The sequence below is a fragment of the Streptomyces yunnanensis genome (assembly GCF_029011865.1).
GTDB classification, from domain to species: domain Bacteria; phylum Actinomycetota; class Actinomycetes; order Streptomycetales; family Streptomycetaceae; genus Streptomyces; species Streptomyces yunnanensis.
Window position 1 is genome coordinate 1,531,966 of record NZ_CP095749.1, and the last position, 12,117, is coordinate 1,544,082.

At 73.3% G+C, this 12,117-nt stretch carries 9 protein-coding genes; 5 read left to right on the forward strand and 4 right to left on the reverse strand.

What is annotated here, in order from left to right:
• Nucleotides 1-26 precede the first annotated feature (26 nt).
• Both MOV08_RS06665 and MOV08_RS06670 read right to left on the reverse strand, forming a co-directional pair.
• Nucleotides 27-542, reverse strand: a complete 516-nt coding sequence (locus tag MOV08_RS06665) for a lytic polysaccharide monooxygenase auxiliary activity family 9 protein (protein WP_275306684.1) — start codon at nucleotides 540-542, stop codon at nucleotides 27-29.
• Nucleotides 543-625: 83 nt separating this feature from the next.
• Complete coding sequence (locus MOV08_RS06670; RefSeq protein ID WP_039630311.1) at nucleotides 626-1,675, reverse strand: LacI family DNA-binding transcriptional regulator; 1,050 nt, start codon at nucleotides 1,673-1,675, stop codon at nucleotides 626-628.
• Nucleotides 1,676-2,007: 332 nt separating this feature from the next.
• On the opposite strand from MOV08_RS06670, the gene uriH reads away from it, so the two are divergent.
• From uriH to MOV08_RS06695, 5 genes are all read left to right on the forward strand, one after another.
• A complete protein-coding gene (gene uriH / locus MOV08_RS06675) occupies nucleotides 2,008-2,955 on the forward strand; it encodes a uridine-preferring nucleoside hydrolase UriH (RefSeq protein WP_039630313.1) in 948 nt (315 codons plus the stop codon).
• On the forward strand, nucleotides 2,952-4,391 hold the full coding sequence (gene uriT, locus MOV08_RS06680) for a uridine transporter UriT (protein ID WP_275306685.1): 1,440 nt from the start codon (nucleotides 2,952-2,954) through the stop codon (nucleotides 4,389-4,391). The genes uriH and uriT overlap by 4 nt, the downstream gene beginning before the upstream one ends.
• Before the next feature lie 184 nt (nucleotides 4,392-4,575).
• The gene (locus MOV08_RS06685; RefSeq protein WP_039630317.1) at nucleotides 4,576-4,992 is read left to right on the forward strand and encodes a DUF2795 domain-containing protein; all 417 of its coding nucleotides are present in this window, start codon (nucleotides 4,576-4,578) and stop codon (nucleotides 4,990-4,992) included.
• A 79-nt stretch (nucleotides 4,993-5,071) separates the two neighbouring features.
• Entirely contained in the window at nucleotides 5,072-5,554 is a 483-nt protein-coding gene (locus tag MOV08_RS06690) for a DUF5709 domain-containing protein (protein WP_039630319.1), read from the forward strand.
• Between the two features lie 104 nt (nucleotides 5,555-5,658).
• Complete coding sequence (locus MOV08_RS06695; RefSeq protein ID WP_275306686.1) at nucleotides 5,659-6,318, forward strand: class I SAM-dependent methyltransferase; 660 nt, start codon at nucleotides 5,659-5,661, stop codon at nucleotides 6,316-6,318.
• Nucleotides 6,319-6,375: 57 nt separating this feature from the next.
• Here the strand turns inward: MOV08_RS06695 and MOV08_RS06700 are convergent, their stop codons facing one another.
• Both MOV08_RS06700 and pls read right to left on the reverse strand, forming a co-directional pair.
• Nucleotides 6,376-7,776, reverse strand: coding sequence for a M1 family metallopeptidase (locus MOV08_RS06700; protein ID WP_275306687.1), 1,401 nt, complete (start codon nucleotides 7,774-7,776; stop codon nucleotides 6,376-6,378).
• On the reverse strand, nucleotides 7,773-11,732 hold the full coding sequence (gene pls / locus MOV08_RS06705; protein ID WP_275306688.1) for an epsilon-poly-L-lysine synthase Pls: 3,960 nt from the start codon (nucleotides 11,730-11,732) through the stop codon (nucleotides 7,773-7,775). The genes MOV08_RS06700 and pls overlap by 4 nt, the downstream gene beginning before the upstream one ends.
• Nucleotides 11,733-12,117: the final 385 nt, after the last annotated feature.

Below are 12,117 nucleotides of genomic sequence, written 5' to 3' on the forward strand. Positions count from 1 at the left end.
GCGACGACGGGACGTGCGGACACCACCTAGCCGATGTTGACGTCGATGCAGGCGTAGAAGGCGTTCGCGGTGTCGGCGATGTTCCAGACCGCGAGGATCTTCTGCTTGCCCTTGATGTCGCCGAAGTTGACGGTGTGGGAGACCTCGGCCGGGGGCTGGGCACCGTGGCCGTCGACCTCGGCGACCTTCTGGCCGTTGGCGAAGTACTGCCAGTTGCTGGTGGCGTGCCGGGCCGTGAACCGCCAGGTGAAGGTCTGGCTGCTGTTGACCGGGGTGACCTGCCACGGCTTGGAGTCGTCGTCCAGGTCGGCGAACTGGCTGTTGCCGCCGCTGCAACTCGTCAGCCCCTTGGGCCCTTCGACGCTCTGCGGCTCCCACTTGATGGGGCCGCAGTCGACGGTGCCGGCGGCGCACTGGGCCTGCCGGCTGGGCGGCGAGGAGACGTAACCGTGGGCACTGGCCGAGCCGACCGGCAGACCGACGACGAGGAGGGGGGCGATGCCGGCGCCCAGGGCGAGGGCCAGCCTTCTCTTCTTGTTCATGTCAACCCTTTCGCGTAGGGGGGTGGTTGACGCGAGGGTGTGTCAGGCGATTGGTCTAGACTTAACGCTCTGACCGCGTACGGTCAAGAGGTCGCGCAGGGCTCGACCCGCACCCCGCCCGGCGCACTGGACGCCCGGACCACCAACTCCGGCGCGAGGCGCACGGTGCGGACCGGACGGCGGGGGCCGGGGACCGGGACCAGGGCCGCGGCCGGGCGACGGGTGAGCAACCGGGCGGCCTCGGCGGCCAGTTCGGCTACCGGCTGACGGACCGTGGTGAGCGCCGGATCGGCCAGGCCGGCCAGCGGGACGTCGTCGAAGCCGGTGACCGCGACCTCGCCGGGCACGTCGGCGCCCAGCTGGCGCAGGCGTTGCAGCGCGCCGGCCGCGATCAGGTCGTTGGCGCAGACCACCGCGTCCGGGCGGGCGGGCCAGATGCGGTCCACGGCGGCCCGGCCCCACTCCACGGAGAATTCGCCGAGCACCGCGCGTTCCGGTGCGGTCGGGTCGAGGGCGGCCACCCCCGCCGCGTAGGCGGCGCGCCGTTCGGCCGCCGCGGAGGCGGTCCCGGCGGCGCCGATGAAACAGGGGCGACGGCGGCCGGTGGCGGCGAGGTGTTCCAGGACGAGGGCCATCCCGGCCGCGTTGTCGACCGCGACCGAGTCGGCGACGCCGGGGCCGCAGCCCCGGTCCAACAGCACCAGCGGCACCTGCGCCGCGGCGGCGGCCACCGCCTCCCGGCTGCGCCGCTCGTCGACCGGGATGAGCAGCAGGGCGTCCACCCGGCGGCCCAGCAGGGCGCCGATCCGGGCGGCCTCGGTCTCCGGGTCGTCGTCGCAGTCGGCGAGCAGCACGGCCCGGCCCTCGGCGTGCAGGACGTGCTCCAACTCCCGGACGAGGGAGGGGAAGAAGGGGTTGGTGATCTGCGGGAGGACCAGGCCGACGGTGCCGGTGGAGCGGCTGCGCAGCGCGCGGGCGACCTCGTTGGGGCGGTAGCCCAGGCGGTCGGCGGCCTCCCGCACGGCGCGCGCGGTCTCGGCTCCCACCGGGCGGGTGCCGGCCAGCACTCGGGAGACGGTGGCGACAGAGCAGCCCGCCGCCCGCGCGACGTCCCGCAAGGTCACTTCGGCCACGACGGCGTGCCCTTCCACTACGGGACGGCGGCCCTGCGCACCGCGCCGTCCCGGACGATGGCGGCAAACGTTATCACCGCCCGTGCACAGACGTACCAGCTCCGTGCGCTCCGTACCAGCGGGTAAGCGGGTCGCCTGCCTCACACTTCATTGACGTTTCATTGACATCTCCGCGTGGCATGAGCGAAATTTCCGGAGAACGTTTTCCCGAGGTCGCGCGCGGTGCAAGCACCGGCTCCACTGGAGCGGCTGACGCCGTGCCCCTGGCTGGCGCGCCCCAGAGATCGAGTTCACCCCGCTTCACCGTTCCGCAGAGCAAAGGGGCTCTCCCGTTGGCCAGAAAGATCATCCTCGACTGCGACCCGGGGCATGACGACGCGATCGCCATGCTCCTGGCCCACGGCAATCCCGACGTCGAACTGGTCGCCGTGACGACCGTGGTCGGGAACCAGACGCTGGAGAAGGTGACCCGCAACGCGCTGTCGGTGGCGGCCATCGCCGGCATCACCGGTGTGCCGTTCGCCGCGGGCAACCCGCGTCCGCTGGTCCGGTCCATCGAGACCGCCCCCGACATCCACGGCGAGACCGGCCTCGACGGGCCCGAACTGCCCGAGCCGGCCTTCGAGCTGGACCGCCGGCACGCCGTCGACCTGATCATCGACACCGTGATGGCGCACGAGCCGGGCGAGATCACCATCGTCCCCACGGCCGGGCTGACCAACATCGCCATGGCGGTGCGCAAGGAACCCCGGATCGCCGAGCGGGTGCGCGAGGTCGTCCTGATGGGCGGCGGCTACCACGAGGGCAACTGGAGCGCGGTCGCCGAGTTCAACATCATCATCGACCCCGAGGCCGCGCACATCGTCTTCAACGAGAAGTGGCCGGTCACCATGGTCGGCCTGGACCTCACCCACCAGGCGCTGGCCACCCCCGAGGTCGAGGCGAAGATCGCCGCGGTCGGCACCGCACCGTCCCGGTTCGTGTTGGAGCTGCTGGACTTCTTCCGCGAGGCGTACCGCGAGAACCAGGGCTTCGACCACCCGCCGGTGCACGACCCGTGCGCGGTGGCGTACGTCATCGACCCGGACGTGATGACCGTCCGCAAGGCGCCGGTCGACATCGAGCTGCGCGGCGCGCTGACCCTGGGCATGACCGTCACCGACTTCCGGGCGCCGGCACCGGCCGACTGCCACACCCAGGTCGCGGTCAAGCTCGACCACGAGCGGTTCTGGAACCTCGTGGTGGACGCCCTGGAGCGGATCGGCGAAGGCCAGGCATGAACATCTCCACCGCACCACGTACCACCGAGGTTTCCGGCGGCGGGTCCGGCGTCCGGATCGGCGTGCTGGTCACCGCGCTGCTCGCGGCCTGCTTCGCCTTCCAGCTGAACGCCAGCATGCTCAGCCCGGCGCTGAAGAGCATCGAGGACTCGCTCGGGGCCAGCTCCGCCGAGGTGGGCATGACCCAGACCGCGTTCTTCACGTCCGCGGCGCTGTTCTCGCTGTTCCTGCCCCGGCTGGGCGACGTCTTCGGCCGGCGCCGGGTGCTGGCCGGCATGCTCGGCCTGATGGCCGTCGGCTGTGTGGTCGCCGCGCTGGCGACCAGCATCCCGATGCTGTTCGCCGGGCGGATCATCCAGGGCGTGAGCGGGCCGGTCGTCCCGCTGTGCCTGATCATGCTGCGCGTCGAGGTCAAGGAGCCGAAGAAGTACGGCACCCTGCTGGGCGTGATCACCGCGGTCAACGGCGGTATCGCCGGCATCGACTCGCTGGCCGGCGGCTATCTCGCCGACCACCACGGCTTCCAGTCGGTCTTCTGGGCGATGGGCGTCGTCGCGGCCGTGGCCACCGCCCTGGTGGCGACCCTGACCCCGGAGTCCAAGGCCGCCACCGCGTCCAGGATGGACTGGCCGGGCGTGGCACTGCTGGTGGTCTCGGTCGGCGCGCTGCTGATCGCGCTCAACGAGGCCGGGAAGCTGGCCGACGCCGACTGGGCGATGATCGCCGTGCTGGTCGTGCTGGCCGCCGCCGCGTTCGCGCTGTTCTGGCGGACCGAGAACCGCAGCGGGCACCCGCTGGTCGCCACCCGGCACCTCAAGCAGCGGGCCACCTGGTCGCTGCTGCTGACCACGGTGCTGACCATGACCGGCGTGTTCGCGGTGATGAACGGGCTGATCCCGGCCTTCGCCCAGGACGCGCAGGCCGGTCTGGGGATGTCCGCCGAGCAGTCCGCGTGGTGGACGCTGACGCCGTACGCGCTCGCCGGGCTGGCGATGGGCCCGGTGGCCGGCCGGCTCGCCGCGACCTTCGGCTACGGCCGGATCCTGCGGCTGGGCCTCTTCGGCTCCGTGGGGTCGGTGGTGCTGATGCTGCTGACGATGCACAGCCAGACGCACGGGCTGCTGCTGGTGACCTCGCTGCTGGTCGGCATCACCTACGCGGGCGTGGCCAACATCGTGCTCAACGGGCTCGGCATCGTCCTCTCCCCCGGTGAGAACCCCGGCTTCCTGCCCGGGCTCAACGCGGGCGCCTTCAACCTCGGCGCGGGGCTGAGCTTCGCGGCGCTGTACGCGGTGAAGACCGCGCTGGCGCCGGCCGATCCGACCTCGGCCAGCGGCTACACCGCCGGCATGATTGCCGGTGTGGTCATCCTGGCGCTCGCCATCGCGACGTCGTTCCTGATCCCGAAGCCGGTGGCGGCCGAGGCCCAGGACTGACGGCGCGGGCCGCGCACCGACCGCCCGCCGCACCCGGACCCCCGGGGCGGCGGGCGGTCGCGTTTCCTCCCGCGCGGGGCGGGCCGGCCGGCGCCGGGCCGCCCGCCCGTCCCCTGCCCCGACCTCCGTCGTGTTGTCAGCACGAGGGGAAAAGGGAGACTGGAACAGGAGGCAACGGAGGCAGATGGTCATGGAACACGGCATGGACAAGACCGGTCCCGCCCGGGACGACATGATGAAGAAGCAGCTTCGGAGCCAGCTGACCATGGACCGTTCGCTGCGCGCGGACGAGAACCGCGAACTGGAGCCGGCCGGCGAGGACCAGCCGGTGGCGGCACCGTCGCCGGAGAGCATCTACCGCGGCGGCACCCCGCACGGCATGTCCGAACGCGACGTCGGTGTGCGCTCCGAACTGGCGCAGTACCTCGGCCGCAGCCTCTATCCGGCCGAGCGCAACGACATCATCCGTACCCTGCGCAGCAACCACGCCCCGGACCGCCTGGTCACGATGGCCGAGCAGCTGCCCGCGCACCACCGGTACGGCAATGTGCAGGGCATCGCCGAGTCGCTCGGGCTGGGCACCGAGGACCGGCGCTCCTGAGGCCGAGGAGCGCTCGCTGGCGGACAATGCCACTGAGGGCGCGACACCACCCGACACGGAGGCGAGGAGGAGGGCGGCGATGTCCGACGACGCCATGGGCGACGAGGTCTACCAGCCGCCCAGATCCGATCCGCAGGACTATCCCAACGACCTCGACATGGAGGACGCCCTGGACGAGCCGGGGCTCGACGAGGCGCTGGACACCGGCTATTCGCCGCCGGAGCGCCCGTTCGTGGTGAACCACGAGGGGACCACCGCGCAGGAGCAGCACGACCGCGAGTCCCTGGCCCATCGGCTCGCCATCGAGCTGCCGGACGTCTGCGCGCCGGACGGCGACGGCATCGGGGATCTGCCGGACGGCGCCGGCGAGCCCTATGACGACCAGGTCGGCGAGGAGCGCGCCGGCCGGATCGTCAGCTACGACGAGGGCTTCTGGCGCGGTGGCGGAAGCAACGACATCATCGCCCGGGACGTCGGGATCGATGGGGGTGCGGCGTCCGCCGAGGAGGCGGCGGTGCACATCGCCCACGACGTGGGCGGGGCGGTCGAGGGCGAGATTTAGCGGAGGCTCCCTCCGGTCTGTTGCAGGATCGGCAACGGACTTTGCCGGACGGTCGGCGTACGGCGGACGCTGTGCCGTGACCGGACGAAGAGGAGAGCACATCCATGAACCACGGCCATGGCAGCGGCAGCGGCACGGACACGGTCCCCGACGAGGAGTTCTGGGACGCCCGGTACGCCGAGAACGACCGGATATGGAGCGGGAACCCCAACGTCGTACTGGTCCGCGAGGTCCGTGACCGGGCCCCGGGCACCGCGCTGGACCTGGGGTGCGGCGAGGGCGCGGACGCGATCTGGCTGGCCACGCAGGGCTGGCGGGTCACCGCGGTCGACGTGTCCGGGGTGGCACTGGGCCGGGCTGCGAAACAGGCCGCGGCGGCCGGGGTCGCCGACCGCATCGACTGGCAGCGGCGCGACCTGACGGTGTCGTTCCCCGAGGGCGGGTTCGACCTGGTCTCGGCGCAGTTCCTGCACAATCCGGGCGAGATCTTCCGGGAGCGGATCCTGCGGACCGCGGCGTCGGCGGTGGCGCCCGGCGGGGTGCTGCTGGTCGTCGGGCACGCCGGGGCGCCGCCGTGGGAGCACCAGGACGCGCACCCGATGGAGCGCTTCCCGACGACCGAGGAGGTGCTGGCGGCCCTCGCGCTCCCCGCACAGGAGTGGGAGGTGCAGCTCAGCGAGGAGTTCGCGCGGGTGCAGCACGGCCCCGACGGACAGCCGGCCCGGCGGACGGACGCGGCGCTGAAGGTGCGGCGCCGGGGCTGACCGGGACCGTCCTCGGTGGCGGGCGGGTCGGCCGTCCGCCACCGGGGTACCGGGTTCTCAGGCCGCCAGCGCGGGCAGCGGCTTCTCGTACAGCCAGTTGTGCAGCAGCGGGCGGACCGGGCCGGCACAGCGTTCGGCATGGGCCAGGAACGCCGCGGTGTTGGCGCTGCCGCCGCGGTGCTCGCCGTGCCAGCCGCGCAGCACGGCGAAGAACCGGCTGTCGCCGACGGACCGGCGGAGCGCGTGCAGGGCGCACGCGCCGCGGACGTAGACCCGGTCGTCGAAGATCCGCCGCTGACCGGGGTCGGCGACCCGCAGGTCCTGGGGGCGGTCGCGCAGCGAGCGCCATTCCCGGCGGGCGATCTCGTCGGCGCTGTCCTCGCCGATGTGCTCGGACCACAGCCACTCCGCGTAGGTGGCGAAGCCCTCGTTGAGCCAGATGTCGCGCCAGTCGCGCAGGCTGACGCTGTTGCCGTACCACTGGTGGGCGATCTCGTGCGCGACCAGGGTCTCCGCGCCGCGCTCCCCGTCGATGTGGTTGCTGCCGAACACCGACCGGGTCTGGTTCTCGACCGGGGCGGCGAGTTCGGCGTCGACGACCACCGCGCCGTACGCCTCGAACGGGTAGCGGCCGAAGTGGCCGCTGAACGCCCGGAGCATCTCCGGCTGGCGGGCCAGGTCGTGCGCGGCGTCCTCGGCCATCCACGACGGGTAGGAGTTGTGCAGCCCGATCGACGGGTGCTCCGGGCCGAGCTGGGCGGTGCCGCTGTCGTGCCGGAAGCGGCCGGTGTAGAGCGCGGCGAGGTACGGGGCCATGGGGCCGGGGTGGTGGTAGGTCCAGCATTCGCGGTGCCCGTTGCGGCGGCGTTCGAGCAGGGTGCCGTTGGCGAGGGCGTGCTGACCGTGCGGGACGGTGATCCGGAAGGTGAAGGCCGCCTTGTCGTCGGGCCGGTCGTTGCACGGGAACCACGACGGGGCGCCGAGCGGCTGGGAGGCGACCATCGTGCCGTCGTGCGGGTCGCCGGTGCGGTCCCAGCCGATCGGGCCGAACGGCGAGCGGACCGGTCGGGGCCGGCCGCGGTAGCCGACGTCCACGGTGAAGCGCGTGCCGGTGGCGAGCGGGTGCGGGGTGTCCAGGTACAGCTTGCCGTTCTGCTGACGGGCCCGGACCCGGGTCCCGTCGATCCGGGCGGTGTGCGCGCTGAGCCGGGAGAGGTCCAACTCCACCCGGTTCAGGGGCTCGTTGGCCACCGCCTCGATGCGAGCCCGGCCGTCGAGGCTGCCGTCGGCCGGGCGGTAGGACAGGTCCAGGTCGTAGGAGACCGTGTCGTGCGCGTAGGTGCCGTGCCGCGGGAAGTAGCGGTCGGGGCGCGATCCGCCCAGGCCGTCGGCGACCGTCGCGACGAGCGGGAGCAGGGCGGCGCCCCTGATGAGGGCGCGCCGACTGCATCGGGTCACGCGGCAGCACCACCCTCCGCGCGCGCCGCGGCGCGACGGGTCGGGCGTTCGCCGGCGATCGGGTTGCCGGCCCAGCGGGTGTGCGCGGGCACGCTCTCGCCGCGCATGACCAGGGAGGACGGTGCGATCGAGGCGCGTGCGCCGACGTCGGTGCCGGGGAGCACGATGCCGTGCGGGCCGAGCGAGGAGCCCTCGGCGAGCCGGACGGTGTCCAGGCGCATGATCCGGTCGTGGAACAGGTGGGTCTGCAGCACGCAGCCGCGGTTGACGCTGACGCCGTCGGCGAGGGTGATCAGGTCGGTCTCCGGCAGCCAGTAGCTCTCCAGCCAGACGCCGCGGCCGATCTTGGCGCCGAGGGTGCGCAGCCACCAGTTGAGGACCGGGGTGCCGGTGAAGGCGCCGGCCATCGACGGCACGGCGAGCGACTCGACGAAGGTGTCGTAGAGCTCGTTGCGCCAGACGAACGGCGACCACAGCGGGTGCTCGCCGACGGTGAACCGGCCGACCAGCGTCCACTTCGCCAGAGTCGTGATGAGCAGCGCCACCAGGCCCGAGAGCAGCAGCAGCGGGGCGCCGACCAGCGCCGCGAGGCCGAGGCCGCCGCTGGTGAAGGCGTCCTGCTCGGTGAGGAACACGCCCTCGGCGAGGGCCACTCCGCACATCAGGGGCAGCACCCGGCACAGCTCGACGGCGGCGCGGGCCAGGACCAGCTTGCGCGGCGGCGCGAAGGTGCGCGCCGGGTCGGCCTGGGCCGCCACCCGGGGCAGCGGCATCGCGGGCCGGCCCAGCCAGGACATCCCGGGCTCGCCGTCGGCGGGTGCGTTGGAGAGCACGCCGACCAGGCTGTGGTCGGGGACGTCGTGGCCGGGGTCGACGATGCCGGAGTTGCCGACGAAGGCCCGGCGGCCGATCCGGACGGTCCCCAACCGCAGCCATCCGCCGCGGAGTTCGAAGGGGGCGACCAGGGTGTCGTCGGCCAGGAAGGCGCCGTCCTCGACGTGCAGCAGGGAGGGCAGCGGCAGCACGGTGGAGATCTCCGCGTGCTTGCCGACCTTGGCGCCGAGCAGCCGCAGCCAGTGCGGGGTGCCGAGGCTGGCGTAGAGCGGGAAGAGGCTGCCGCGGGCGCCGTCCAGGAGGCGGGTCACCAGCCAGGCGCGCCAGGCGACGCCGCCGCTCGCCGGGTGCAGCCCCGGCGTGATGCCGCGGCCGAGGAGCCGCACCACGGCGGCGGTCACCAGGATCGAGGAGCCGGTGGTGACGAGCGTGAAGACCGGGACGGCCAGCAACAGGCGGACCGCCGCGGTGGCGAGGGTGCCGCTGTCGCGGAGCAGGAAGTACGCGCCGACCAGTGCGGGGGCGGTGGACAGCAGTGCCAGCAGCGGCAGGCCCAGCAGGGAGAGCCCGTAGGCGGCGCTCCAGCCGAGCGAACGCCGCCAGCGCGGGGCGGGCCACGCGGCGCCGGCCATCCGCTCGGCGGCGCCGGCCGGGCGGGCCGGGGAGCCGGACCAGCAGGCGCCGTCGGGGATCTCGCCGTCCAGGCAGGCACCGGCGGTGAGTTCGGCGCCCTGTCCGACGACGGCGCCGGGCATCAGCATGCTGCGGTGGGCGACCCGGGCGCCGGCGCCGATCCGGACCGCGCCGATGTGCAGGGTGTCGCCGTCGAGCCACCAGCCGGAGATGTCGGCCTCGGGTTCGACGCTGCAGCCGTCGCCGAGTTCGGCGAGGCCGGTGACCGGCGGCATGGTGTGCAGCGCCACGTTCCGCCCGGTGGTGCAGCCCAGGGTCCGGGCGTACAGCCGCGCCCAGGGCGTACCGAGCAGGGACGGGATGCCGAAGGCGGCGACCACGCGTTCGGCGGTCCACAGGCGCAGATGGGTGGCGCCGCCGCGCGGATAGGCGCCGGGCCGGATCGAGCCGGCGAGCGTCCGGGCGGCGAGGGCGCCCAGGGCGCAGCGCATCGGGGCGCTGTAGAGCACCACCCAGCCGACGATGATCAGCCACCAGGCGGTGTGCGGGGCCCAGACCTGCGGGGCGAGCCAGCCGAGGATGTTGTCGCCGAGCGCGAGCCCGACCAGTCCGCGCAGACCGGCGACGCCGTACAGGGCGGTCTGGACGAGGAGTTGGACGACGCCGGCGCGGCGCGGGACGGGGCGGACCGGGCGGACCTCGTCCACCGGGCCGCCGAGCGAGTCGAGGTGCTCGGCCATGTCGCGCAGCACCGGGTGGCGGTAGAGGTCGGCGACCGAGACGCCGGGGTGGTGGGCGCGGAGCTGGGAGGCCATCCGGGCGGCGACCAGGCTGGTGCCGCCGAGGGAGACGAAGTCGCTGTCCGGGCCGGGCCGGACGCCCAGGAGTTCCTCCCAGATGCCGGCGAGGCGGGCGGCGGTGCCGTGCAGCGCCGGGGCCGGGGCGCCGACCGCACCGTCGACCGGGGCGGTCGGCAGCGGCCAGGGCAGCGCCTTGCGGTCGACCTTGCCGGACGTCCGGGTGGGCAGGCTCTCGACCTCCGCGAGGACCGGTACGAGCTGCGCCGGCAGCCGTTCCTGGAGCAGCGCGCGGGCCTTGTCCTGCTGGAAGCTGGAGCCGTCGGGGGTGCGCTGCTCGGGGACGACGTAGCCGACCAGGACCTGGGTGCCGGCCGGGGTGGTCTGGACCGCCGCGGCGGCGCCGAGGACGCCGGGCAGGGCGGCCAGCGCGGCGTCGATCTCGCCCAACTCGATGCGTCGGCCGCCGAGTTTGATCTGGTCGTCGGCGCGGCCGACGAAGAGCAGGCCCTCGGGTTCGGCGCGGACCAGGTCGCCGGTGCGGTAGGCGCGGGCGGTGTCCAGGACGTCGTCGGGCCGGAAGCGCTCGGCGTCCTTGACCGGGTCGAGGTAGCGGGCGGTGCCGACGCCGCCGATGAGCAACTCGCCCTCGGCGCCGTAGGGCACCGGCCGGCCGGCCCGGTCCACGACGGCCAACTGCCAGCCCTCCAGGGGCAGGCCGATGCGGACCGGCTGGCCCGGCCGGAGGCGGGCGGCACAGGCGACGACGGTGGTCTCGGTCGGGCCGTAGGTGTTCCACATCTCGCGGCCGGATCCGGCGAAGCGGTCGACGAGCGCGGCGGGGCACGCCTCGCCGCCGACGATCAGCAGCCGGACCCGGCGCATCGCCTCGTCGGGCCAGAGCGCGGCGAGGGTGGGCACGGTGGAGACCACGGTGATGCCCCGCTCGACCAGCCACGGGCCGAGTTCGTGGCCGGCGCGGACCAGCGAGCGGGGGGCGGGCACCAGGCAGGCGCCGTGCCGCCAGGCGAGCCACATCTCCTCGCAGGAGGCGTCGAAGGCGACGGACAGTCCGGCCAGTACCCGGTCGCCGGGGCCCAGCGGCCGGTCCTGGCAGAACAGGACGGCCTCGGCGTCGACGAAGGCGGCGGCGGCGCGGTGGCTGACCGCGACGCCCTTGGGCGCGCCGGTCGAACCCGATGTGAAGATGATCCAGGCGTCGTCCTGGAGGCCCGGGGGACGTGGCGCCCCGGCGGGCCGGGCCAGGGCGGGCGGCGGGGCGGCCGGGCCGAGGACGGCGCAGACGGCGGCCTCCCGGAAGACGGTGGCGGCCCGCTCGTCGGGGTCGTCGGCATCGACCGGGACGTACGCCGCTCCGCTGCGCAGGACGGCGAGGATCGACAGGTACAGCTCGGCGGTTCCGGAGGGCACGCGGACTCCGACCCGGTCACCGGGACCGATTCCGAGGTCCCTGAGCTGCCGTGCACGACGTTCGGTCTCGCTGCACAGGTCGCGGTAGGTGATCACCTCGGCGCCCGTGTCCAGGGCGATCGCCTGGGGGTGTGCGGCCGCGGTGGCGTCGAGCACGTCGAGCAGGGTCCGCGGGGCCGGGGTGCCGGCGGTGCGGTAAACGGCCCGTGCGGGCAGTGGCTCTGACGACTCGAAGGACGATTCGAGAAGGGGCGACGACATCGTTATGCCTCTGTTGTGTCGGTGCCGGTGGGTGGAGACCCTCGGACATTCGCCACTAGAGATGCCGCTGACCAGGCATGGGTTCTCGCTGGGGACCCACAGATCCACCATTCGAACGTGTTGTGAATGCGGCCGATGCGCGCTTGGCCAGGCGGCAGCGGGAAAGCGGCCCCGGCGCCTGACCACGGCGTGAGAAAGAATTGACTCCGACCGGAGATTGTTTTCGGCACCGCCGCCCCGAAGCGACAAAAGTGCAGGTCAGAGCCTTGTGAGCGATTGGTTACGGGTCAACCGGTCAAGCCTTGGCCAAATGATTGCGCAATTGAACAAGTATTCATGAAGTTCTCAGACCCGTCTCACCGTCCCGTCACGATGCCGCCATACC